The organism is Tardiphaga sp. vice154 (genome assembly GCF_007018645.1).
GTDB lineage: Bacteria > Pseudomonadota > Alphaproteobacteria > Rhizobiales > Xanthobacteraceae > Tardiphaga.
The window spans coordinates 931,831-956,633 of sequence record NZ_CP041399.1 but is presented as its reverse complement, the minus strand read 5'-3'; the positions used below and the strand labels follow the sequence as shown (position 1 = coordinate 956,633).

At 64.8% G+C, this 24,803-nt stretch carries 19 protein-coding genes and 1 tRNA gene; 6 read left to right on the top strand and 14 right to left on the bottom strand.

Annotated features, from left to right (window positions below; genetic code table 11):
• Window positions 1-34: 34 nt before the first annotated feature.
• Window positions 35-2,143 carry a S9 family peptidase gene (locus FIU28_RS04490; protein ID WP_143571864.1) on the top strand — a complete coding sequence of 703 codons (2,109 nt, stop codon included), beginning with the start codon at window positions 35-37 and terminating at the stop codon, window positions 2,141-2,143.
• A gap of 6 nt (window positions 2,144-2,149) precedes the next feature.
• On the opposite strand, the gene FIU28_RS04485 is transcribed toward FIU28_RS04490, so the two are convergent.
• On the bottom strand, window positions 2,150-3,103 hold the full coding sequence (locus tag FIU28_RS04485; protein WP_143571863.1) for an IS110 family transposase: 954 nt from the start codon (window positions 3,101-3,103) through the stop codon (window positions 2,150-2,152).
• A 290-nt stretch (window positions 3,104-3,393) separates the two neighbouring features.
• A complete protein-coding gene (gene hemC / locus FIU28_RS04480) occupies window positions 3,394-4,365 on the bottom strand; it encodes a hydroxymethylbilane synthase (protein WP_210245511.1) in 972 nt (323 codons plus the stop codon).
• A 166-nt stretch (window positions 4,366-4,531) separates the two neighbouring features.
• Between hemC and FIU28_RS04475 the strand changes: the two genes are divergently transcribed.
• The 3 genes from FIU28_RS04475 to FIU28_RS04465 are packed head-to-tail and all read left to right on the top strand — an operon-like array spanning window position 4,532 to window position 7,908.
• Entirely contained in the window at window positions 4,532-5,845 is a 1,314-nt protein-coding gene (locus FIU28_RS04475) for a DUF3422 family protein (protein WP_143571861.1), read from the top strand.
• A 27-nt stretch (window positions 5,846-5,872) separates the two neighbouring features.
• On the top strand, window positions 5,873-7,399 hold the full coding sequence (locus FIU28_RS04470) for an alpha/beta hydrolase (protein WP_143571860.1): 1,527 nt from the start codon (window positions 5,873-5,875) through the stop codon (window positions 7,397-7,399).
• A gap of 11 nt (window positions 7,400-7,410) precedes the next feature.
• Window positions 7,411-7,908: a DUF427 domain-containing protein gene (locus FIU28_RS04465; protein WP_143571859.1), complete on the top strand. Its 498-nt coding sequence runs from the start codon at window positions 7,411-7,413 to the stop codon at window positions 7,906-7,908.
• Between the two features lie 21 nt (window positions 7,909-7,929).
• Here FIU28_RS04465 and FIU28_RS04460 read toward each other — a convergent pair whose 3' ends face one another.
• Window positions 7,930-9,042, bottom strand: coding sequence for an NADH:flavin oxidoreductase/NADH oxidase (locus tag FIU28_RS04460; protein ID WP_143571858.1), 1,113 nt, complete (start codon window positions 9,040-9,042; stop codon window positions 7,930-7,932).
• Between the two features lie 222 nt (window positions 9,043-9,264).
• Window positions 9,265-9,609: a hypothetical protein gene (locus FIU28_RS04455; RefSeq protein ID WP_143571857.1), complete on the bottom strand. Its 345-nt coding sequence runs from the start codon at window positions 9,607-9,609 to the stop codon at window positions 9,265-9,267.
• Window positions 9,610-9,948: 339 nt separating this feature from the next.
• On the opposite strand from FIU28_RS04455, the gene FIU28_RS04450 reads away from it, so the two are divergent.
• On the top strand, window positions 9,949-11,748 hold the full coding sequence (locus FIU28_RS04450; RefSeq protein ID WP_143571856.1) for a carbamoyltransferase family protein: 1,800 nt from the start codon (window positions 9,949-9,951) through the stop codon (window positions 11,746-11,748).
• Window positions 11,749-11,816: 68 nt separating this feature from the next.
• On the opposite strand, the gene FIU28_RS04445 is transcribed toward FIU28_RS04450, so the two are convergent.
• The 7 genes from FIU28_RS04445 to FIU28_RS04415 form a co-directional block, all read right to left on the bottom strand.
• The gene (locus FIU28_RS04445) at window positions 11,817-13,508 is read right to left on the bottom strand and encodes a methyl-accepting chemotaxis protein (protein ID WP_143571855.1); all 1,692 of its coding nucleotides are present in this window, start codon (window positions 13,506-13,508) and stop codon (window positions 11,817-11,819) included.
• A 341-nt stretch (window positions 13,509-13,849) separates the two neighbouring features.
• Window positions 13,850-15,541 carry a methyl-accepting chemotaxis protein gene (locus FIU28_RS04440; protein ID WP_143571854.1) on the bottom strand — a complete coding sequence of 564 codons (1,692 nt, stop codon included), beginning with the start codon at window positions 15,539-15,541 and terminating at the stop codon, window positions 13,850-13,852.
• A 253-nt stretch (window positions 15,542-15,794) separates the two neighbouring features.
• Window positions 15,795-17,825, bottom strand: coding sequence for a methyl-accepting chemotaxis protein (locus FIU28_RS04435; RefSeq protein WP_210245469.1), 2,031 nt, complete (start codon window positions 17,823-17,825; stop codon window positions 15,795-15,797).
• A 372-nt stretch (window positions 17,826-18,197) separates the two neighbouring features.
• Window positions 18,198-18,929, bottom strand: a complete 732-nt coding sequence (locus tag FIU28_RS04430; RefSeq protein ID WP_143576026.1) for an amino acid ABC transporter ATP-binding protein — start codon at window positions 18,927-18,929, stop codon at window positions 18,198-18,200.
• A gap of 40 nt (window positions 18,930-18,969) precedes the next feature.
• A complete protein-coding gene (locus tag FIU28_RS04425) occupies window positions 18,970-19,662 on the bottom strand; it encodes an amino acid ABC transporter permease (RefSeq protein ID WP_143571853.1) in 693 nt (230 codons plus the stop codon).
• Window positions 19,662-20,396: an amino acid ABC transporter permease gene (locus tag FIU28_RS04420; RefSeq protein WP_143571852.1), complete on the bottom strand. Its 735-nt coding sequence runs from the start codon at window positions 20,394-20,396 to the stop codon at window positions 19,662-19,664. The genes FIU28_RS04425 and FIU28_RS04420 overlap by 1 nt, the downstream gene beginning before the upstream one ends.
• Window positions 20,397-20,617: 221 nt before the next feature.
• The gene (locus tag FIU28_RS04415; RefSeq protein WP_143576025.1) at window positions 20,618-21,532 is read right to left on the bottom strand and encodes an amino acid ABC transporter substrate-binding protein; all 915 of its coding nucleotides are present in this window, start codon (window positions 21,530-21,532) and stop codon (window positions 20,618-20,620) included.
• Between the two features lie 165 nt (window positions 21,533-21,697).
• On the opposite strand from FIU28_RS04415, the gene FIU28_RS04410 reads away from it, so the two are divergent.
• Window positions 21,698-23,110 carry a DHA2 family efflux MFS transporter permease subunit gene (locus tag FIU28_RS04410; protein WP_143571851.1) on the top strand — a complete coding sequence of 471 codons (1,413 nt, stop codon included), beginning with the start codon at window positions 21,698-21,700 and terminating at the stop codon, window positions 23,108-23,110.
• Here the strand turns inward: FIU28_RS04410 and FIU28_RS04405 are convergent.
• The 3 genes from FIU28_RS04405 to cpdR all read right to left on the bottom strand — a co-directional run bounded on the left by FIU28_RS04405 (window position 23,107) and on the right by cpdR (window position 24,663).
• The gene (locus FIU28_RS04405; RefSeq protein ID WP_143571850.1) at window positions 23,107-23,877 is read right to left on the bottom strand and encodes a gamma-glutamyl-gamma-aminobutyrate hydrolase family protein; all 771 of its coding nucleotides are present in this window, start codon (window positions 23,875-23,877) and stop codon (window positions 23,107-23,109) included. The two genes, FIU28_RS04410 and FIU28_RS04405, sit on opposite strands and share 4 nt — an antisense overlap.
• Window positions 23,878-24,082: 205 nt before the next feature.
• Window positions 24,083-24,157, bottom strand: a tRNA-Val gene (locus tag FIU28_RS04400).
• A 146-nt stretch (window positions 24,158-24,303) separates the two neighbouring features.
• Window positions 24,304-24,663, bottom strand: a complete 360-nt coding sequence (gene cpdR / locus FIU28_RS04395) for a cell cycle two-component system response regulator CpdR (RefSeq protein WP_138833499.1) — start codon at window positions 24,661-24,663, stop codon at window positions 24,304-24,306.
• Window positions 24,664-24,803 lie beyond the last annotated feature (140 nt).

The window sequence follows — 24,803 nt, the reverse complement described above, 5'->3', positions numbered from 1 at the left end:
AGCCCTCGACCGTTTCCTGCCGAAAAGAGCCTCCATGACCAAGCCAGCCTCCCCGATCGCGGCGCCGGTGGCGCCCCGCCATCCGCATTCCTTCACGATGCACAGCATTACCGTGACCGATGATTATGCCTGGTTGAAGGACGCCAAATGGCAGGAGGTGCTGCGCGATCCCAGCGTGCTCGACCCGGAGATCCGAACCTATCTGGAGGCCGAGAACGCCTATACCGAGAGTCTGCTCGGCGAGACCGCGGAGTTGCAGAAGACGCTGGTCAAGGAAATGCGCGGCCGCATCAAGGAGGACGATTCCAGCGTCCCGGCCAAGGACGGGCCGTATTCCTACCTGCGGAAATTCCGCGAGGGCGGCCAGCACGAACAATACGGCCGAACCCCGCGCGACGGCGGCGAAGCCACCATCATCCTCGATGGCGACAAGCTCGCAGCCAGCCACAAATACTTCAAGTTCGGCGGCGCCCGGCATTCGCCGGATCACGCGCTGCAAGCGTGGAGCGCGGACGTCAAAGGCTCGGAATATTTCTCGATCCGGGTGCGCGACTGGGCGACCTTCGAGGACAGCGCCGATCTGGTCGAGGAGACCGACGGCGGCGTGGTGTGGACGCTGGACTCAAAAGCGTTCTTCTACGTCAAGCTCGACGACAACCACCGCCCGATGCAGGTCTGGCTGCACAAGCTCGGCACGGAGCAGGCCGACGACACGCTGGTCTATGAAGAACCGGATGCCGGCTGGTTCACGCACATCCACGAGAGCACCAGCGGCCGCTTCGGCGTGATCGCCGGCGGCGACCATGAGACGTCGGAGCAGCGCCTGCTCGATCTGGCTAACCCCGACGCGCCGCCGCGGCTGGTCGCCGCGCGCGAAGAGGGCGTTCAATATTCGCTGGCCGACCGCGGCGGCGAATTGTTCATCCTCACCAATGCCGATGGTGCGATCGACTTCAAGGTCGTCACCGCGCCGCTGACGACGCCCGAGCGCGCCAACTGGCGCGATCTCATTCCGCACCGCGAGGGCGTCTATCTGATCGACATCGATCTGACGGCCGGCCATCTGGTGCGCGTCGAGCGCGCCAATGCCCTGCCGGCGATCATCATCCGCGATCTCGCAACCTCGGAAGAACACGCCATCGCGTTCGACGAGGCGGCCTATTCGCTGGATGCGATGGGTGGCTACGAATTCGACACCACCAATCTGCGGTTTTCCTATTCGTCGATGACCACGCCGTCGGAAGTCTACGATTACGACATGGCGACGCGGAAGCGCGTGTTGCGCAAGCGCCAGGAAATTCCCAGCGGCCACAACCCGGCCGACTATGTCACCACGCGCATCATGGCAAGGGCCGAGGACGGCGCCGAGGTGCCGGTGTCGATTCTGCACCACAAAAATCTCAAGCGCGACGGCGCAGCACCTTTGCTGCTGTATGGGTACGGCAGCTACGGCATGGCGATGCCGGCGTCGTTCTCCGCCAACCGGCTCTCGCTGGTGGATCGCGGCTTCGTCTATGCCATCGCGCATATTCGAGGCGGCGCCGACAAGGGCTGGGGCTGGTATCTCGACGGCAAGCGCGACAAGAAGACCAACAGCTTCGACGATTTCGCCGCTTCCGCGCGCGCGCTGATCGCGGAAAACTATTCCAGCGAGCAGCGCATCGTCGGCCACGGCGGCAGCGCCGGCGGCATGCTGATGGGCGCGGCCGCCAACCGCGCCGGCGACCTGTTCGCCGGCATCGTCGCCGAGGTGCCGTTCGTCGATGTGCTCAACACCATGCTCGACGACACGCTGCCGCTGACCCCGCCGGAATGGCCGGAGTGGGGCAACCCGATCGAGAGCGAGGCCGACTTCAAGACGATTTTGTCGTACTCGCCCTATGACAATGTCCGCGCGCAGGAATATCCGGCGATTCTCGCGATGGGCGGGCTCACCGATCCGCGCGTCACCTATTGGGAGCCGGCGAAATGGATCGCGCGATTGCGCGCGACCATGACCGGCGGCGGCCCGGTGCTGCTGCGCACCAACATGGGCGCCGGCCACGGCGGCGCGTCAGGCCGATTCAACCGCCTCGACGAGGTCGCCATTGCCTATGCGTTTGCATTGTGGGCGGTGGGGATGTCGGAACAAGACGATACGTAGCAACCATTAAAGCGCGGCCTGCTTTTCAACCCATGGCGTGCCGCGCTCGACGACGGTGTTGGCGTAGATGAGGAGCTTGCGAGCGCAGGCGATGAGCGCCTCGTTGTGGGCCTTGCCGCGGGCTTTCAGGCGCTCGTAGAGCGCGCACAGGGCCTTGTTCCAGCGGAACGAGGCCGGCAGCGCCGCAGCAAACAGCGAGCGACGCAGGCGGCTTCGACCACCTGCAATGTGGCGCTGCCCCCTATGCTTGCCGCTGTCATCGTCGAACGGCGCAAGGCCGGCAAGAGCTGCCGCCTTCTCCCGGCTGATTTGGCCGAGCTCAGGCATGCGGATGATCAGCGCCAGCGCAGTCCGCTCGCCGATGCCGGGGACGCTGAGCACCAGATCGAGGCGCCGCGCCAGATCCGGATGGTCGCGCAGTTGGCCCGCGATTCGTAGGAGTTCGGTGGCTCGGCGCGCCTTCAGCCGATCGATGTCGTTGAGGACCAGACGCCGCCGTCGTGGCTCGTCGATATGTTCGAGCCGAGTCTTGAGGCGGACCATGTCTTCCTCGATCTGTTCGACGAAGGTCAGGTGATCTGCCAGCTCCGTGAGCCTTGGATCCGCGTCGACAGATGGAGGATCGAGCACCGCCGCGCAGGCGGCGACCAGCACGGCATCCAGGGCGTCGTTCTTGGCGCGCCGCAGATGCAGCCTGGCAAAGTTCTTGACCTGGATCGGCTGCAGCACCAGCACGACGAAGCCTTTGGTGCGCAAATGCGTAACCACGCCACGTTCATAACCACCGGTGGCCTCGATACCGACTTTGGTGACGCCTGCCTTACCGAGATCGGCCGCCAACTGCCGCCATCCCGCCGCTACGTTGGGCACCTGCCATCGCTGCTCCCGGCCATGCACCGCAATGTCGAGCTTGTCTTTGGCCGTATCGATGCCGGCCGTTTCCGTGTTATTGTTCGTCATCTTCGTCGACCCCTGCCTTGTGAAGCGAACCAACTTGTTCCGGCAACCATCCGGGTCCGATGAAGGAGCTGGCGCGATCCCGCTACGGGGCAGTCTCAGACGACTCAGGGCGGATACGATCCGATCGCCAGCCGCTCTGCCGCGGATGGCCGTCCGCGGCAGAGCATTCCTCTCGGAACGAGCTGACAATATCCCGATTTGCTATTACAAGGGCGGGTTAGCCGAAGGCGTAATCCGCCGCCCAACCGCATGGCGGCGCAATACGCTGCGCTATTGCGCCCTACGCATAGTCAGTACTCCGGCCGGCTGCGCTCGATGATGTCGCCGGCGCCTTTGTCGAGCAGCTCCAGCCCGACGGCGCGGCCGAGTTCGCGGGGGCGGTCGGACGGGCCAATGCGGGTCACTTCGATGAAATGGCCGCCGGCCTCGTCGAGCACCGAAGCGGTCATCGCCATCTCCGTGCCGTTGATCATCGAATAGGCCGCGATCGGCGAATTGCAGTGGCCGTTCAGCACCCACAGCACCTCGCGCTCGGCGTCGCAGGACAGGTGCGCGGCGGGATCGTCGATCCCGGCGAGATAGCGCCGCGTCTCCCAGTCATTCACCGCGCATTCCACCGCGACGATGCCCTGCCCGGCCGACGGCAACATTTCGGCAGTGGAGAAATCGCAGACGATACGATCCGCGAGCCCGACGCGCTGCAGCCCGGAGCGCGCCATGATCAGCGCGTCGGCCGGGCCGACCTCGCCGCCGCCGGGCAGCCGCTGCATCTCGCGCTGGTCGAGCTTTCGAACGCGGGTATCTGCCGCACCGCGGAAATGGATCACCTCGATCGCCGGAAACAGCCGGCGGATATAGGCCGCGCGCCGGACCGCGTTGGTGCCGATCTTGTAGCCTTCGCCGCGGCTGCGCTGCAGATCCTCCAGCGTGACACCTTCGCGCAGCACCAGCGCGTCCGTCGGCGGGTCGCGGCGCAGCGTGGCGGCGATCACCAGCCCCGGCGTGTCCTCGTTGCCCGGCATGTCCTTCAGCGAATGCATCGCAGCATGCAGCCGGCCGGCGCGGACCGCATTGCGTATCTCACCGACGAAGGCGCCGCCCTTGCCGCCGTGGCGCAGCAAATTGCTGGTCTGGTCGCGGTCGCCGACCGGCTCGAACTTGACGATCTCGACGTCCAGTTCAGGGGTCGCCGCGACCAGTTGGCGCGCGATTTCCTCGGTCTGCGCCAGCGCCATGACACTTTTGCGCGTGCCGATACGCATCGAAACTGTCAACCGCACGCTCCTGCCACACGCCACCCCTGTGGCGATTCCCGGCAGCTTAAGACCACCGCGCGCCGGAATGCAATGATCCGCCGCACGCCGATGGACCTCGCTTCTGTAGCACCGCAATGCTAGTTATCGACACGGACAACTAAGGTGATGGACCATGCGGGCGGAGGTTCTGATCGGCGACCAAGATGCCGCGCGGCTAGTGCCGCATCCGTTGCGGGCCGCCATTCTGGGCGAGTTGCACGCCCGGCCGTTCACCGCCATCGCGGTGCCCTCCCGGGTCGTGCATTTTGCCTTCGACACCTCCGGGCCGCAGGCCCAGGCCGACCGCGCCCATCTGCTGGCGCTGCTCGATGCGCGCGGGCTAAAGCCGCCGGCCGTGGGCGAAAAGCATCATCGGGTGGCGTTCGGCACCACCATCCTGCGCTGGGAACAGCACTCCGAATTCACCACCTATACCTGGGAAATGCCGGCCGATCCCGGCGGCATCCCGTTCCACCCCGACGTCGGCTCGCTAACCTCGCCGATGCGGCTGCTGCCTCAACCAGGGCCCCTGCTGGTGGCGATCGACCTGCATCTGCTGGCGGACGACCCGCCGCGCACCGCGCCGGAGCGGCTGTTCGACCGCGCCAGCCTGGCGGTGGCGGAAAATTCCGACGGGGCAGCGATCTATGCCACCGATTTCCAGCCCGGCCCGTCGGGCTTCGTGCGGATCCTGGTGATAGATCGCGGCATGCCGGCAGAGCGCGCCGGCGCGCTGGTGCAGCGCGTGCTGGAGATCGAGACCTACCGCACTTTGGCGCTGCTCGGCCTGCCGGAAGCGCAACGGCTGGCGCCCTCGGTGGCGGATGGCGAGCGCCGGCTGGTCGAGGTCACCGAGGCGATGCGAAACGCCGGCGACCTGGCCAGCAATCACCGCCTGCTCAACGAGCTGACGGCGCTGGCCGCCGAGGTCGAGGCGGGGGCTGCGGCCTCCGTGTTCCGCTTCGGCGCCAGCCGCGCCTATGAGGAGATCGTGGAGCAACGGCTGCAGACGGTGGGCGAGCGCAAGGTCGGCGGGCTGCCGACCTGGTCGTCGTTCCTGGCCCGCCGCATGAAGCCGGCGCTGCGCACCTGCGTCACCATCGAGAACCGGCAATCCAGCCTGTCGCTGAAACTCGCCCGCGCCGCCAATTTGCTGCGCACCCGTGTCGACGTCGAACTGGAGCAGCAGAACCAGGAGCTGCTGAAATCGATGAACGCCCGCACCCGGCTGCAATTGCGGCTGCAGACCACGGTGGAGGGGCTGTCGGTGGCGGCGATCACCTATTATGTGGTCAGCCTGTTCAGCTACATCGCCAAGGCGGCCCATGACAGCGGCCTGCCGGTGGAGCCGACCGTCGCCACCGCGGCGTTCGTCCCGGTGGCGGCACTCGCGATCTGGTGGACGGTGCGGAGCATCCGCCGCCGACATGTTTCAGGCGAAGACTGAGCCGGCCGCGTGCAGGGATCGCGACCGATGCGCCAGTCGATCCTTGTCCGTGGCCTTGTCGCCGTGCTGGCGATCGGCGCCATCGCGCTGGCGATCTCGCAGCTCCGCGGCGCCGCGCAGGGCCTGAGCATCACCCGAACCACGGTCGGTTCCACGCCGGTCACGCTGTTCCAGCCAGCCACGCCGGGCATAGCCCCGGTGGTCGTGATCGCCCATGGCTTCGCCGGCTCGCAGCAGTTGATGCAGCCTTTCGCGCTGACGCTCGCCCGCAACGGCTATCTCGCCGTCACCTTCGACTTCCTCGGCCATGGCCGCAATCCGCAGCCGATGCGCGGCGATATCACCGAAGGCACCGGCATCACCGCAGCCCTGCTGAAAGAACTCGGCGAGGTGGCAACCTACGCCCGCAGCCTGCCCGGCAGCGACGGGCGGCTCGCGGTGCTCGGCCATTCGATGGCGTCGGACATCGTGGTGCGCTATGCGCAGGCCACTCCGGACGTGCAGGCGACCGTCGCGGTGTCGGTGTTCTCAAAGGTCGCCACCGCGACCAGCCCGCGCAACCTCCTGGTGATCGTCGGCGCGCTGGAGCCTTCGATGCTGCGCGACGAAGGGCTGCGCATCGTCGGCCTCGCGACGGACGGAACGGCGGTCGCGGGCGAAAGCTATGGCAGCTTCAGCGCCGGGACCGCGCGAAAACTGGTGCTGGCCTCGGGCGTCGAACATATCGGCGTGCTGTACAGCGGCGACAGCCTGCAGGCGGCGTCGCGATGGCTGGATGCGGCGTTCGATCGCGCCGGCAGCGGCTTCATCGACAGCCGTGGCGTGTCGCTGGCGCTGCTGTTTGCCGGGCTGATCGCGCTGGCGTGGCCGCTGTCCGCGCTGCTGCCGCAGGTTGCTGCTGCGCCGGTCGGCAGCAGCCTTGGCTGGAAGCCGCTGCTGCTGGCCGCTCTGCTGCCGGCGCTACTGACGCCGCTCCTGCTGTGGAAGGCGCCGACCGACTTCCTGTCGATCCTGCTCGGCGACTACCTCGCGCTGCACTTCCTGGTCTACGGCGCGCTGACCGCCGCTCTGCTGCTGTGGCTGCGGCCACGCGGCCCCATGGCGGTCGCGGTTTCCCCGCGTGCCATCGCCATCGCTGCGTTGGCGGTGGCGGCCTATAATCTCCTCGCCTTCGGCCTGCCGATGGACGCCTATGTGTTTTCCTTCGCGCCGATCCCGGCGCGGTGGCCGGTGATGGCGGCGATTGCTTTGGGCGCGTTGCCCTATTTCATCGCCGACGAATGGCTGACGCGGGGCGCCAGCGTCCGGCGCGGCGCCTACGCCCTGACCAAATTTGCCTTTCTGCTGTCGCTGGCCATCGCCATCCTGCTCAATCCGATGAAACTGTTCTTTCTCGCCATCATCGTGCCGGCGATCCTGCTGTTGTTTTTCGCCTTCGGCCTGATCAGCCGATGGTGCTACTATGCGACTAACCACCCGCTGCCCGGCGCGCTGGCCAATGCCGCCATTTTCTCCTGGGCGATTGCGGTGACATTTCCGATGGTCGTCAGTTAACGGGAGCGCCCATGTTCAAACCGGTCCGCATCGAGCCCCTGCCCGGGCAGGAATCCGTCTGGGACTACCCGCGCCCGCCGCGGCTGGAGCCGGTCGCCGCGCGGCTGCGCATCGTGTTCAACGGCGAGACCCTGGCCGACACGACCGCCGGCTACCGCGTGCTGGAGACCAGCCATCCGCCGGTCTATTATTTGCCGCCGGCTGACGTGGCCCAGCAATATCTGGCCCGGGCGCCGGGCGGCTCGTGGTGCGAGTTCAAGGGCAAGGCGATCTACTGGTCGCTCGAAATCGACGGCCGGCGCGCCGACAATGTCGCCTGGAGCTATCCGTCGCCCACCGCGACATTCCAGCCGATCGCCGGTCATCTCGCCTTCTATGCCTCGAAGCTGGACGATTGCTTCGTCGGCGAGGAGCGCGTGCAGCCGCAGCAGGGCGATTTCTACGGCGGCTGGATCACGTCGAAAATCGTCGGCCCGTTCAAGGGCGGCGAAGGCACCCGCGCCTGGTAGGCCGCGGGTGCGCGCCGTCGGTCAGCGCCCGCCGAATTTGGTGTCGCCGAACAGCGCCTTCTGCGTCGAGGGCTGCGAGCGCCAATATTGCGGCGGGGCGTCCACCGTGCCGCCGAGTTCCGCGGCGGCGTGCCAGGGCCAGCGGGGGTCGTACAGCAGGCCGCGCGCCAGTGCGACGAAGTCGGCCTTGCCGGAGGCGACGATGTCCTCGGCCTGCTGCGGCTCGGTGATCAGCCCGACCGCCCAGACCGGCACGCCGGTGGCCTGCTTCACGGCCTCGGCGAACGGCACCTGATAGCCCGGCCCGATCGTGATCTTCTGCAGCGGCGAGACGCCGCCCGACGACACGTCGATCCAGTCGACACCGCGCTTCTTCAATTCGTTTGCAAGCACGATGGTCTGTGCGAGATCCCAGCCGCCCTCGACCCAGTCCGACGCCGAGACGCGGAAGCCGACCGGCTTGTGCGCCGGGAAGGCGGCCCGCACCGCGTCGAACACTTCGAGCGGGAAGCGCATGCGGTTTTCCAGCGAACCGCCATATTGATCGGTACGCTGGTTGGAGATCGGCGACAGGAACTGGTGCAGCAGGTAGCCGTGCGCGCCGTGCAGTTCGAGCGCGTCGATGCCGAGTCGCTCGGCGCGCTTCGCGGTGGCGACGAAGGCGTCGCGGATGCGGACCAGACCCGCGGCGTCGATCTCCTGCGGCGCCAGTTCGCCGGGCTTTTGCGGAATCGGTGACGGCGCCTGCGCGACCCAGCCGCCTTCGCCGAGCGGGATCTGCTGGCCGCCATCCCATGGGGCATGGCTCGAGGCCTTGCGGCCGGCATGGCCGATCTGCATCGCCACCGCGATTTTCGAATGTTTGCGGATCGCCGCGAGCACCGGCTTCAGCGCGGCTTCGGTCGCGTCGTCATACAGCCCGAGATCGCCCGGCGTGATGCGGCCGATCGACTCCACCGCGGTGGCCTCGAGGCACAGCAGGCTGGCGCCCGACAGCGCCAGCGTTCCCAGATGGATCATGTGCCAGTCGTTGGCGCAGCCATCGACCGCGGAATACTGGCACATCGGCGACACGACGATGCGATTGGGCAGCGTGAGGCCGCCCAGCGTGAACGGCGAAAACAGGGAACTCATGGATTTTCCAGACATGGCGGGGGAACGGCGCTCGACTGCCCGGCGACAGCAGGCGCGATGATGCAGGCGCATGATCCCCGATTGCCAAGCTGGCGTCAAACCGTCACCGCCGTGACACGCCGCGATTTTTTCATGATCGCAAGAAAGAGTGCGCCGGTTGCCCGGCGCACTCTTTCTCACATGGCTTGTCTTCTCAGGTCGCGTGCCGTCGCAAAGCCGGGTTTAATACGGGCAGACCACCCGGCCCCAGCGGCGGCTGAAATAGCAGCCAGGCGCGACGATGCGCGGACCGCCGTAGAAGCCATAGCCGCGACCGCGTCCATAGCCACCGCCCCGATAGCCGTAGCCACCACCCCGGAAGCCGCCGCCGCGACCGAAGCCACGACCACCGCCGCGTCCGCCGCCACCACCACCACGACCGCGCTGGGCATTGGCCGAGGTGCTGGTCGCCGTCAACATCACGGTGGAGGCGCCGATGATGCCGACGCAATAGACCGATATCAGCGCCATCGCCGCCAGGCAGCGGGTCACCATATTAGGGCGCTTGGTCGATGTTGTGTGAGCCATTCTTGGGATCTCCCAGTGTGTGGGAAGCGATCTTTGCGAGCTTCCAGTATCAATGATCAGTAGCCAAAGTGATCTTCAGCCGCGTTCAAATCGAAACAGCAATACGGCCGTCGCGTGGCGTCGCATCGATCTTTTGAGAATAAGATCAAGCCTGCACAGCGGTCAAGGCGCTTGCAGCGCAGACATCAGCGTAGAACCGGCGTGCCGTTCATCGGAGCTTCATGTTGCCCTGCACATTTTATCGTTGAATCTGTTCATCAACATGAACGGCATCGCCCTTGCGTGCGCAGCCGATCATTTCCGATACTCGTCACCCCGCGCCCTCGCAGAAGTTCACCCATGTCCACACCCAGATACGTCCTCGGCCTCAATACCTACGATCACGACGTCAGCGCCTGCCTGCTGCGCGACGGCGTCATCGTCTATGCGATCGAGAAGGAGCGCATCACCCGCGAGAAGCACGCCACCGGCTTCTACAAGGAGGTGATCGACTATTGCCTGGACGCCGAGGGCATCACGCTGAAAGACGTCGAGCTGGTGGTGAGCAATTGCTACATCCTGCCGGTGCCGGAGATGGAGGACCGGCTAGTCTACCAGGACATGTCGGGCTTCCTGCCGGAATACGAGCGCGCCGACGCGGTCAAGCATCCGCTGTATCGCGCGCGCGACAGGGTCGTGACGATCTCGCATCATCTCGCGCATGCCTATAGCGCGTTTGCGGTGTGCCCGTTCGACGAGGGCGCCATCATGATCGTCGACGGCGTCGGCAGCTACCGCGCCGACGCCATGGAGACCTGCCCCGACGACGACGACGGCTCGCAGCTGGCACGCGAATCCGAGAGCTACTACACTTTCAACGGCAGCCGGCTCGACTGCCTCAAGAAGGTCTGGATGGAGCCCGACCGCGGCTTCCTCAGCGACGAGTTCTACAACATGCCGGGCCTCGGCGCGCTGTACAGCCGTGCCTCGACCTATGTGTTCGGCGACTGGAACAAATGCGGCGAGTTGATGGGGCTGGCGCCCTATGGCCGCCGCGACGTCGTGCCGTCGCTGATGGAAATTGCCGACAACCGGCTCACCGTGCCGCGCTGGTCGCCGGCCTACAACCAGCCCTACGTGGCCGACAGCGACATCAAATGGGAGACGCATCCGTCGATGCGGCACTGGGAAGACCTCGCCTGGCGCGTGCAGGACGACACCGAAAAGGTGCTGCTGGCGCGCTCGCGCTGGCTGCGCGAGAGCACCGGCGCCCGCAATCTCTGCATCGCCGGCGGCGTGGCGCTGAACTGCGTCGCCAATGGCCGCATCGCGCGCGAGGCCGGCTTCGACCAGGTCTGGATCCAGCCCGCCGCCGGCGACAACGGCATCGCGATCGGCTGCGCCTATTACGGCTGGCTCGAAATACTGAAGCAGCCGCGCGGCTATGTGATGAAACACTCCTACACAGGCCGTACCTATCCCGATGCCGACGTCGAGACAGCAACGCAGCGCACGCTGGTGAAGGCCCAGACCCGGGCGGTGCGCAGCGACGACATCTGCCGCGATACCGCGAAATTGCTCGCCGACCAGCAGGTGATCGGCTGGTTTCAGGGCGGCTCGGAATTCGGCCCGCGCGCGCTCGGCAACCGCAGCCTGCTCGCCGACCCGTGCCGGCCGGAGATGAAGGACACGCTGAACTCTCGCGTCAAACACCGCCAGCCGTTTCGCCCGTTCGCACCGATCGTTCTCGCCGAGCGCGCGCATGAAATCTTCGAGGGCGAAGAAGACTCCCCCTTCATGCTGATCGCCAAGCCGGTACGCGCGGAGTGGCGCAACCGGATTCCGGCGATCGTGCATGTCGACGGCAGCGCGCGGGTGCAGACGGTGACGGAAGATACCAACCCGAAACTCTATCGGCTGCTGAAGGAGTTCGAGGCGCTGACCGGCGTGCCGGTGCTGCTCAACACCTCGTTCAACGTCAAGGGCGAGCCGATCGTCGAGACCCCGCGCGACGCGATGGCCTGTTTCCTGACCACCGGCATCGACCATCTGGTGCTGCACGACACGCTGGTATCGAAGACCCCGGCGCACCGCGTCGTGGCGCCCTTGGTAAAGACGTATATGGACGTCGCGACGCTGGTGCTGTCGAATGTGAAGTAGCTACGCGACCGCTTTTTCTTCCCCTCTCCCACCTGCGCAGCTTCGCTGCTTGGGGGAGAGGGAAAAAACTACGCCGCGCGCACCGCGCTCAGGAACTTGCCGACTTCCATCTTCAGCCGGTTGCTGTCGGAGGACAGCGACTGCGCCGCGGACAGCACCTGCGACGACGCAGAGCCGGTCTCGGACGCGCCGCGCTGTACGTCGGTGATGTTCACGCTGACCTGCATGGTACCGTGGGCGGCCTGCTGCACGTTGCGCGAGATCTCCTGCGTCGCGGCCCCCTGCTCTTCCACAGCCGACGCGATGGTCGATGAAATCTCCGACATCCGGCCGATGGTGTCGCCGATCTCGCGGATCGCGCCCACTGACTCCTGCGTCGCAGCCTGGATGTCGGTGATCTGCATGCCGATCTCGCCGGTGGCTTTCGCCGTCTGCTCGGCCAGCGCCTTTACCTCCGATGCCACGACAGCAAAGCCACGGCCCGCTTCGCCGGCGCGCGCGGCCTCGATGGTCGCGTTCAGCGCCAGCAGATTGGTCTGTCCGGCGATGGTGTTGATCAGTTCGACGACGTCGCCGATCCGCGCTGCGGCCTTGGCGAGTTCGCCGACGCGGTCGTTGGTCTTGCGCGCCTGCTCGACCGCCCGGCTGGCGATCGTCGCGGATTCCTGCACCTGACGGCTGATCTCGTTGACCGACGAGGCCATCTCCACGGTGGCGGAGGCCACCGACTGCACGTTGGTGGAAGCTTCTTCCGAGGCCGCAGCCACCGCGGTGGTCAATTGCTGCGAACGCTCCGCGGTGGCCGTGAGCGTGCCGGCCGAGGCTTCGAGTTCGGTCGAGGCCGACGACACGGTATCGACGATCTCGCCGATCATCGCCTCGAAATTGGCGGTGATGCCATCGACGCGACGGCCGCGTTCGATCTTGACTTCGGCATCGACCATTGCGGCCTGGTCGGCGGCGCGCTTGTCGATCAAAGCCTGCTTGAACAGCTGCAGCGCGTCGCCCATCGAGCCGATCTCGGTCTTCATGCCCTGGTGCGGCACCTCTGCCGAAAGATCACCGGCGCCGAGCGCCTGCATCGGCTTGACGATCGAGGCGATGCCCGAGGAGACGTCGCGAACCAGATAGATGCCGACGCCGATGCCGATCACCGCCGCTGCAACCAGAATGGCGGACATCAGCAGCACGGCCGAGCGGAAGTTTTCCGCGGCGGTTTTGCCTGCCGCAGCGGCCCCTCTATCATTGAATTCAATGTTCTGCTCCAGAATGGTGTCGGCAGCCTTCCCGATCTCATTGACCTTGGTCTTATTCAGGGTCTGCGCATCGTGAACGCCCTTGCCGACGCTGGCACGCGAGATCGCGATGACCTCCGCAGCACCCGCCATGTACTCGTCCCACTTCCTGCTCCAGGCATCATACAGAGCACGCTTCTCGGCCGAGGAAATGTATCTTTCGTATTTCTTGCGAGCATCGGCGATTTCCGTCACGGTCGTCGCCAGCCGTTTGTCCTGCGCTTCCTTATCGGCAGCCGTTTCACCCAGCATGTGCGCGCGGACCGTCGTGCGATACGTCATCGTGCCGGCCTGGACCGATCCCAGCGAGCGAACACTGGGCAGCCAGTTGTTCTGGATATCCTCGGTGCTGGCGTTGATCGCCAGCATCTTGCTGACCGCCAGAAGCCCCAATCCAGTCATGGTGACCAGCAAAAAGGCGATCACGACAGTGATCTTGGCACGAATGGAAAGGTTCGAAAGCATGCTGGAATCCTTCGGTCTTCGACCGTTGGCGCACATTCGCGGCGCGTGAACTAATTTTCTTGAAATCCTGTGTGGCAGAACCGACGGTCGCGTTTCGCCGTTCGACGTATGAATATGCGTGGAGAGCATTAAGAAGCGTTACTTAACGTAACGCTGATGTAATGAATTGGACTAACAGGTGGTACGTGAGAACCCAACCACACGGCCAGGCCGTTGACTGCGCAACGTCGCGGTTTTTGAAGTTTCCGGCGAGCACGCGCAAACCGATGAATGTCTTCCGCAAAGAAACATGCCCGGACAACGCCGGGCATGTCGAGATCAAGAGCGGCGAGTGCGTGAAGTTACGCCGCGCGCACCGCGCTCAGGAACTTGCTGACTTCCATCTTCAGCCGGTTGCTGTCGGAGGACAGCGACTGCGCCGCGGACAGCACCTGCGACGACGCCGAGCCGGTCTCGGACGCGCCACGCTGCACGTCGGTGATGTTGGCAGAGACCTGCATCGTGCCCTGCGCGGCCTGCTGCACGTTGCGGGAAATTTCCTGCGTCGCAGCCCCCTGCTCTTCCACAGCCGAGGCAATGGTTGAGGAAATCTCCGACATCCGGCCGATGGTGGTGCCGATCTCCTGAATCGCACTGACCGATTCCTGAGTCGCGGCCTGGATACCTGAGATCTGGGTGCTGATCTCGCCGGTGGCTTTCGCCGTCTGCTCGGCCAGCGCCTTTACCTCCGATGCCACGACGGCAAAGCCACGGCCCGCTTCGCCGGCGCGCGCGGCCTCGATGGTCGCGTTCAGCGCCAGCAGATTGGTCTGTCCGGCGATGGTGTTGATCAGTTCGACGACGTCGCCGATCCGCGCTGCGGCCTTGGCGAGTTCGCCGACGCGGTCGTTGGTCTTGCGCGCCTGCTCGACCGCCTGGCTGGCGATCGTCGCGGATTCCTGCACCTGACGGCTGATCTCGTTGACCGACGAGGCCATCTCCTCGGTGGCGGAGGCCACCGACTGCACGTTGGTGGAAGCTTCTTCCGAGGCCGCAGCCACCGCGGTGGTCAATTGCTGCGAACGCTCCGCGTTGGCCGTGAGCGTGCCGGCCGAGGCTTCGAGTTCGGTCGAGGCCGACGACACGGTATCGACGATCTCACCGATCATCGCCTCGAAATTGCTGGTGATGCCATCGACGCGACGTCCGCGTTCGATCTTGGCCTCGGCTTCCACCATCGCGGCCGCGTCCGCCGCCTTCTTGTCGATCAGGGCCTGCTTGAACACCTGAAGCGCGTCGCCCATCGAACCAATCTCGGTCTTGATGCCCTGATGCGGCACCTCTGCCGAAAGATCACCGGCACCGAGCGCCTGCATCGGCTTGACGATCGAGGCGATGCCCGAGGAGACGTCGCGCACCAGATAGATGCCGATGCCGATGCCGAGCACTGCAGAGATGCCGAGAATAACGGCGAGCAACATGAAGGCTGAATTGTATTCGTTGGTGGCGGCGTCGCCGGCTTTCTTGGCGCCCTTGTTGTTCAGCTCGACGTTGGTCTCCAGAAGTTTGTCCGCCGCCTCCCCCTGCGGGATTGCCTGCTCCTCGTTCAGCTTGATGGCCTCGCGCGGAAATCCACTGCCGGCACTGCGCGACAACGCCATGATCTGCTGAGCAATCGCCTTGTAGGCATCCCACTCCTTGGCCCAATTGGCGTAGGTCTCGCGCTCTTCGGCCGATCCGATCAACTTTTCATAGGCCTGCCTGGTCTTGTTGTTGCGCTGTACCTGCGCCTCGAGCCGCTGCTCTGCAGCGGCCTTGCCTTCGGCGGTCTCCGACAGCAGGTGGCCGCGCAGCACGCTGCGATAGTTCGTCACGCCGGTGCGCAATTCGCCCAGCGCCTGCACGCTCGGCAGCCAGATGCTCTGGATCTCAACCGCTCTGGCATTGATGCTCTGCATCCGGCTGACGGCGAGCAGACCCATGCCTGTCATGCCGAGAAGGAGAAGCGCAATGACGATCGTGATCTTGTTTCGGATGGAGAGTTGGGAGAGCATGATTCAATAGTCCCTCGGTTTTCGACCGTTGGCTGGTTGCGATCAATCTGGTTTTTCTAACTGGAGACGCTCGCCTGAAAACGGAACCGATCAGTATTATTGAACGCACCTTGCCTCTCAACGGTTAATAAGCGGTGCAGCACATATACGCGGATACTTTAAAAAGGCATGTGGAGACCGACCGGAACAAATAATCGTTTGCATACGAAAAAGCCGGCGCATGCGCCGGCTTTGGTCGCGATGGTGCTGGTACCTAGGCCGCGCGCACCGCACTCAGGAATTTGCCGACTTCCATCTTCAGCCGGTTGCTGTCGGAGGACAGCGACTGCGCGGCCGACAGCACCTGCGACGACGCAGAGCCGGTCTCGGACGCGCCGCGCTGCACGTCGGTGATGTTGTCCGACACCTGCTTGGTGCCGTGGGCGGCCTGCTGCACGTTGCGCGATATCTTCTGCGTCGCCGCGCCCTGTTCCTCGACCGCGGACGCGATGGTTGAGGAAATCTCCGACATCCGGCCGATGGTGTCGCCGATCTCGCGGATGGCGCCCACCGATTCCTGTGTCGCGGCCTGAATACCGGTGATCTGCATGCTGATCTCGCCGGTCGCCTTCGCGGTCTGCTCGGCCAGCGCCTTCACTTCGGAAGCCACCACGGCGAAGCCGCGTCCGGCATCGCCGGCGCGCGCAGCCTCGATGGTCGCGTTCAGCGCCAGCAGATTGGTCTGTCCGGCGATGGTGTTGATCAGTTCGACAACGTCGCCGATCCGCGCTGCGGCCTTGGCCAGTTCGCCGACGCGGTCATTGGTCTTGCGCGCCTGCTCGACCGCCTGGCTGGCGATCGTCGCGGATTCCTGCACCTGACGGCTGATCTCGTTGACCGACGAGGCCATCTGTTCGGTCGCCGTGGCCACCGACTGCACATTGTTCGACGCCTCCTCCGAGGCCACGGCCACGGCAACGGTGAGTTCCTGCGACCGCGCGGCGGTGGAGGTCAGCGAACCGGCCGAGGCTTCCAACTGCGTCGAGGCGGCCGACACCGTCTCGACGATGTTGCCGACGGCCTGTTCGAAATCATCGGCCAACTGCACCATCTCGCGCTTGCGACCGGCGGCCGCGGCGGTGTCGAGTTCGATCCGCGCGTCCGACTCGTCGCGCGCCTGCTGCTCGGCGTTGGCCCGGATCACCGTTACCGTCTTGGCGATGTCGCCGATTTCGTCGCCGCGCTTGGCGCCGGGGATCACGACGTCGAGCTCGCCCGCCGCCATCCTGGCCATCGCTCGGTTCAGCCTGGTCATTGGACGGGCGACACCGACGACGGAGAACAGCATGCTGCCGACCAGCACCAGCACGACGGCGATGCCGAGCGCGGCATTGACATGCCCCGATCGGACCAACTGCTCAACCGCTTCCGACCGCGCCGCCATCACGGCGTCCTGCGCCTCCGCCACCGCCGCCGTCACCTGTTCCGACGCCTTGGCAGCCGCAGGCACCATTTTCGTCCGCGTGATTTCGCTCTTCTGGTCGTTGTTGTTGATGGCTTCACTGGTGCCGGCGAGAAATTTCTTCACGTCGTTGCCGAGCTGGACCAGACCGGCTTCGACAAGCGGGGTATCATCCATCACGCTGGCGCGTGCCAGGGCATTGGTCAAAGCCGAGCTGTATTTGGTGATCAGCGCCTTTTGTGGCGCCTCGTTCATGGTCGCATAGCGCCAGGCCGCGGCACGCACCGCGTTGATGGCGATGTCCGCCTTCTGAAGCTGCGCATCGAGCTCCGGCCAGGTCGCCGCTTCGGTCACGGCCGTGGTGCCGCGTAACTGTTCGAGGTGGCGATCCCAGTCCAGCGAAGCGACGTTGCGCGTCCGGTAGATATCGAGCAGCTTTTTCTGCAGGGCGATGGTTTCGCCGGAGCCGGCAGCATACTCGGCCACCAGCGCCTTGATGCTGGAAAAGCGTTCCCGGGTCTCAGGCTTCACGGCGAGCACGAGCGCCGCATCCACGCTCTTGTCCTGCGCCGCTTTGGCAGCCCCGCGATCGATTTCGCTCTTTTCGATTTCCTTGGTGGTGATCGCCATTCGCACCGCGCGGTTGGCCAGCCGCATGTTGCCGAGCTCGGATTCCACCTTCCGCGCATAGTCGGCGATCGTCTGCTGCACGTCGGCGTGGCGGTTGGCCTGGGTGATGGCGGCTTCGGTGCGGATCTGGTTGGCGACCACGCCCACCGAGAGCACGATGCCGAGCAACCCGGCCAGACCCAGCTTGTTGCCGACGCTGTTGATCTTGATCATTTCGAAATTCTTTCGGGAATGGGCATGAGGCACAGGCGAATAGATGAACCGGCCAGTCGCGATGAATCGCGCCGGGTTGGCCGTTAGTGGACGTTCAGTCCCTCGGACAGGATGGGGCAGCGGGCGAGGCAGCCGGGGTCAGCGATAGTCCGCGAGGACGAAAGCCTGACCGCACCGGTGGAGTTCAATCAGCGGCGCGGTGACCTTCGTCCTCACGGTTCAAAGATACCTATGGACTCTGACGCAATCGTTAATGTGCCGCAGTGCAGAAATCGGAAAAAGAGATGAAATTTTAGGCGGTAAACCGCGGCCGGGACATCCGCATCGCGGCGCCTCGTTCACCGCTTCCGACAAACAGCCGCCACCTGCGCTTCAATGCGCCAGGATCTTCGACAGAAAATGCTGCGCGCGTTCGCTGCGCGGGCTGCCGAAGAAGTCTTCCTTGTTGGCGTCCTCGACGATCTCGCCCTGGTCCATGAAGATCACGCGGTTGGCGACCTTCCGGGCAAAGCCCATTTCGTGGGTCACCACCATCATGGTCATGCCCTCCCTGGCCAGTTCGACCATGACGTCGAGCACCTCGTTGATCATTTCCGGATCGAGCGCCGAGGTCGGCTCGTCGAACAGCATGCAGATCGGGTCCATCACCAGCGCACGCGCTATCGCGACGCGCTGTTGCTGCCCGCCGGACAGCTGGCCCGGATATTTTTCCGCATGCGCCGTGAGGCCGACGCGCTCCAGCATCTTCATCGCCTTGGCCTTGGCCGCTTCCTCGGGACGGCCGAGCACGATGGTCTGGCCGAGCATCAGGTTCTCGACGATCTTGAGGTGCGGAAACAGCTCGAAATGCTGGAACACCATGCCGACGCGCGAGCGCAGCTTCGGCAGGTCCTTCTTCATCGTGGTGACGTTGAGCCCGTCGACCATGATGGTGCCGGCCTGCACCGGCTCCAGCGCGTTCACCGTCTTGATCAGGGTGGATTTGCCCGATCCCGACGGGCCGCAGACCACCACGACCTCGCCCTTGTCGACGCTGGTGGTGCAATTCTTCAGCACCTGGAACGTCGGGCTGTACCACTTGCTGACATTGTCGAGTGTGATCATGGGCATGGGGATCGACCGAAGGTTGGAGATGCGGACATGATTAGCGGATGATGCTGATGCGCTTCTGCAGTCGCTTGACGAAGAACGACGCGGTGAAGCAGATCACGAAGTAGACCACTGCCGCGAACAGATACATTTCAGTGAGGCGGCCGTCGCGCTGCGCAACCTTCGAGGCAGCACCCAGGAAGTCGGTGATCGACAGCACGTAGACCAGCGAGGTGTCCTGGAACAGCACGATGGTCTGGGTGAAGATCACCGGCAGCATGTTGCGGAATGCTTGCGGCAGCACGACATAGCGCGTCACCTCGCGGTAGTTCAGCCCGATGGCGTAGCCGGCCATCACCTGGCCGCGCGGGATCGACTGGATGCCGGCACGCATGATCTCGGAGAAATACGCCGCCTCGAACAGCGTGAAGGTGACGATGGTCGAGGCATAGGCGCCGACCTGGACCGGCGCGTCGGCGCGCAGGATCCATTGCCCGATATAGGGCATCAGGAAATAAAACAGGAAGATCACCAGCACGAGCGGCAGCGATCGCATCAGATTGACGTAGCTCGCCGCGATGGTCGAGAGCAGCATGTTCGACGACAGCCGCATCAGGGCGACGAAAGTGCCGAGGATCAGGCCGCCGACGGTGGCGATCGCCGTCAGCGTCAGCGTGAAGGTCATGCCCTCGCGGAACAGATAGGGCAGGCTGCGCCAGATGACGTTGAAATCGAAATCTGCGAACATCACGCCTTGCCCCCGTTGAAGCCGGGGATGACCAGGCGCTTCTCGGCATAGCGCATGCCGATCGTCACCACCGCGCTGAGCAGCAGATAGATCACGGTCGCCGCGGTGAAGGCCTCGAACACCTGGAAGGAAAATTCCTGCATCGAGCGCGCCCGCGCCGTCAGCTCCAGCACGCCGATGGTCAGCGCCACCGCGGTGTTCTTGATGGTGTTGAGAAATTCGGAGGTCAGCGGCGGGAAGATGACGCGGTAGGCGAGCGGCAGCAGGATGTAGCGATAGGTCTGCACCGTGGTCAGGCCGATCGCAGTGCCGGCCATGCGCTGGCCCTTGGGCAGCGAATTGATGCCGGCCGACACCTGGGTGGCGACGCGCGACGCCATATAAAGGCCAAGGCCAATCATCGCAGTGACGAACGGGCCGTTGCGCAGCTGCTTGACCCAGGTGCCGAGTTCCTGCGGCAGGATCTCCGGCACCACGAAGAACCAGATGAACAATTGCACCAGGAGCGGCACGTTGCGGAACATCTCGATATAGACATTGCCGATAAACACCGGCACCCGCCCCGGCAGCGTGCGGATGATGCCGATCAGCGAGCCGACGACAAAGGCGATGGTCCAAGCGCACAGCGCCAGGGCGATCGTCACGCCGAGCCCGCTCATCAGCGAAGCAAAGTAGGTGCCGGTCGCCTCGGGCGTCTGCTCCCAGAAGATAGCCCAGTTCCAGTTGTAGTTCACGCCCCGCCCCCTGCCGCGAATATCCCGATCGAAACTTCATGCAATGGCCGGGCCATTGCTCTCTTCCCTGGCCCCGCACTCGCGGGGAGAGGTGGCTCGAAGGACCGCAGGTCATTCGAGACGGGTGAGGGGGTTGCGAGTGAAACACCGACTCCCCTCACCCGAACAGCTTCGCTGCGCTTCGCCGGGTGACCTCTCCCCAACGGGAGAGGTCAGAAGGGTTACATTGCGTAGGCGTCGGGATCGGCCGAATCGCTGGGCTTCTCGAACGACTTCTTCTGCTCCGGGCCCATCGGCACGTTGAGCGTCAGGCCCTTCGGCGGGATCTTGGCCATGAACCACTTGTCATAGAGCTTGGCGCCTTCGGGGCTCTTGTAGAGCGCTGCGGTGGCGGCATCGACGGCCGTCTTGAACGGCGCGTCGTCCTTGCGCAGCATGATGCCGTAGGGCTCGGGCTTGGAGAACGCATCCTTGGAGATCACGTAGCCGGTCGGATCCTTGGAGCCGGCGGCGAGGCTGGCCAGCAGGATGTCGTCCATCACGAAGGCGACGGCGCGGTCGGTCTCGACCATCAGGAACGCTTCGGCATGGTCCTTGGCGGCGATCACGTTGATGCCGAGGTTGCGCGCGGCGTTGGCCTCGGTGAGCTGCTTGATGTTGGTGGTGCCGGAGGTCGAGACCACCGACTTGCCCTTCAGATCGTCGATCGAATTGAGCTTGCTGGTTTTCTTGGAGACGAAGCGGCTGGCGGTCAGGAAGTGGGTGTTGGTGAAAGCGACCTGTTTCTGGCGGTCGACATTATTGGTGGTGGAACCGCATTCCAGATCCACGGTGCCGTTGGCAATCAGCGGAATGCGCGTCGCCGAGGTGACCGGGTTGAGCTTGACCTCGAGTTTCGGGAGCTTGAGATCGGCCTTCAGCGCATCGACGATCTTGTAGCAGATGTCCATGGCGAAGCCGATCGGCTTCTGGTTGTCGTCGAGATAGGAGAACGGCACCGAGGAATCGCGGAAGCCGATGGTGATGGCACCGCTGTCCTTGATCTTTTTCAGCGTGCCGGTCAGTTCCTGCGCCTGGGCCTGGGTGGCGCAGAAGGCGACCGCGAGCGCGGCGCCGGCAAGACGGATCGAATTCATCGTTGAATTCATATGGGCTGTCTCCTGGTTCGGTGGATATGAGCGTGGGGCTCGTCGCGATGCCCCGCGCCGGACTATTGCGATGCTTGCACAACCCGGGCAAAAACGGAATTGGTTGTATCTGCACCGTTTGTCGGGGTGCACAGCATCCCGTACAAGTCGGTCATGAGCAATGCCCTCCCCGCCCCCTGCGACGCTGCAGCCGCGCAGACGGCGCTGCACGCCGGCCCGTGCACGCGACCTAATCTGGTGATCGTCACCACCATTCTCGCATCCAGCCTCGCTTTCATCGACGGGTCGGTGGTCAATGTCGGCCTGCCGGCGATTGCAGCGAGTTTCAAGGCGGATGCCGGCCAGCTACAATGGGTGATCAATGCTTACTTGCTGCCGCTCAGCGCGCTGCTGTTGCTCGGCGGCGCAGCAGGCGACCGCTTCGGCCGACGCCGGTTGCTGATTTTCGGCGTGGGCCTGTTCGCACTCGCGTCCCTCGCCTGTGCCGCTGCGCCCAGCCTGATCTGGCTGCTGGTGGCGCGCTTCGCTCAGGGCGTTGCTGCGGCGATGCTGATGCCGAACAGCCTGGCGATCCTCGGCCAGACCTTTTCCGGCGAGGCCAAAGGCCGCGCGATCGGCATCTGGGCGGCATCGGGCGCAGCCGGCGGCGCGCTCGGCCCGGTGCTGGGCGGCTGGCTGATCGACATCGGCAGCTGGCGATACGTGTTCCTGATCAATGTGCCACTGGCGCTCGGCGCCCTGGTGATGGCGCGGATTTCGGTTCCCGCGGACCGCGCCGTTAGCGGCGACCGGCTCGACGGCCTCGGCGCGACGCTGGCCACCGCCGGGCTGTTTCTCACCACCTGGGCGCTGACCGAAGGCTCCAGCCGCGGCTGGTCGGGCTGGGTGCTGGCCGCGCTCGCGGCCGGCGCGGCGCTGCTGGTGCTGTTCGTCGCGGCCGAGAGGCGGCAGGGCGAGCGCGCGATGATGCCGCTGGCACTGTTCGGTTCGGCCAGTTTCGTCGGGCTGTCGCTGCTGACCTTTCTTCTCTATGGCGCGCTCGGCGGCCTGTTCGTGCTGGTGCCCTATCTGCTGATCGAAGCCGGAGGCTACAGCGCGACGCAGGCCGGCGCGGCCCTGCTGCCGCTGCCGCTGGTGATCTCGCTGACTTCTCCGCTGGCCGGCGCATTTGCGGCACGGACCGGGCCGCGGCTGCCGCTGACGATCGGGCCGGTCATCGTCGCTCTGGGATTCCTGCTGGCGCTGCGCATCGGGGACGGCGCCAACTATTTCACCGACGTGCTGCCGGCGATGCTGGTGATCGCGCTCGGCATGGCGGGCGCTGTGGCGCCGCTGACCACGGCGGTGCTGATGTCGGTCGACGCCCGCCATGTCGGCTCGGCCTCGGGCTTCAACAGTGCGGTGGCCCGGACCGGCGGCCTGGTCGCCACCGCGCTGATCGGCGCCGTGCTCGTCGCCACCGGTCCCGCCCTGATCTCGGCTTTTGGCGGCGCCGCTATGGTCGGCGCGGCGCTCTGCCTCGCCTCGGCGCTCAGCGCGTGGTGCCTGATCCCGGCGAGGACCTAACGGCGCTTGCGGTGCGCCAGCACGGCGGCGCCGAAATTCTCGAATAGCGCGCGATTGATCGGGTTGAGCTGCGGGTCGTATTCCGCGTGCCACTGCACGCCGAGCGCAAAGCCCGGCGCGTCCTGGATGCGGATCGCCTCGATGGTGCCGTCCTCGGCGACGCCTTCGATGACGACGCGCTGGCCGGGCGTGTCGATGCCCTGGCCGTGCAGCGAATTCACCGTGATGGTATCGCGCCCGAGCAGATGGGCGAAGGTGCCGTCCGGCGTCAGGTGCACCGCGTGGCGGTCGGCGAACACGATCGCCGGGTCGGGATGGATTTCGCCGGTCTCAAGGCGCGGCATGCGGTGATTGATTCGGCCGGGAATGTCGCGGATCTCGGGATGCAGCGATCCGCCGAAAGCAACGTTCATTTCTTGCAACCCGCGGCAGATGCCGAAGATCGGCACGCCGCGCGACACGCATTCCGACGCCAGCGCCAGGGCCACGGCATCGCGGGCATTGTCATAGGGCTCATGGCGGATGTCCGGCTCGACGCCGAAATGCGACGGATGCACATTTGCCCGTGCCCCGGTCAACACGATGCCATCGACCACACTCAGCAGCGCATCGATGTCGGTGATGTCGGGCGCGCCGGCGAACATCAGCGGCAGCGCGTCCGCGACCTGGGCGATGGCGCGCAAATTCGCTTCGCCGACGTTCTGCACCGCGAAGCGATCTTCCACGCGATAGGCGTTGCCGATCACGCCAATTACCGGCCGGGTCATGCCAGAATCACTTTCGGTCAATTATTCCATGCTTGTGCATGACAATAGAATGTCGATGCTGCGTTGGCGAGCATTTCGACGCGCCTGGGCTGATTTGCCCAACGGACGGGCAAAGTTGCGGAAATGGCCGACATCCGGCCCCTGGCCCGCGATCGATCGACCGGGTTTTGCGATGCGAAATGTCTGTTCAAGGAGGGTGACATAATGGTGGGCGCGACAGGGATCGAACCTGTGACCCCCTCGATGTCAACGAGGTGCTCTCCCGCTGAGCTACGCGCCCTTGAACCGGTCTTGACGGGTGCGGTCCGTATAACGGACCAAGTTCAGACAGGCAAGGACGCCGAAGCGACATTCCCTGCCTGATTGAAATAAAAGCGTCGCGTTCTTCTCCTCTCCCCCGTGAGAGAGGAGAAGGGGAAGACGACCTCAGGCCGCCAACATCTTGTTCACTTCGCTGACCAGTTCGCGCAGATGCACGGGCTTGGCGAGCACCTTGGCGTTCTTCGGCGCCTCGGAATCCGAATTCAGCGCCACCGCGGCGAACCCGGTGATGAACATGATCTTGATGTCCGGATCGAGTTCGCTGGCGCGGCGCGCCAGCTCGATGCCGTCCATCTCCGGCATCACGATGTCCGTTAGAAGCATTTCAAACGGCTCTTCGCGCAAACGCTGATAGGCTGAAAGCCCGTTATCGTGGGACGAAACCTGAAATCCGGCGTTTTCCAGGGCCTTCACCAGGAAGCGGCGCATGTCGTTGTCGTCTTCGGCAAGGAGAATCTTGTGCATGGCTGTGAGACGTCGAACCCGAATGAGAGGACCTGTACGCCCACTAGGCCCCCGGTCTGGTAAATTTGGGGTGAAGGCGGGGCGCACATCCGTAGCAATACTGTCCCGCGATGGTGCGCCTGATTGGCTCCGCACGCAAC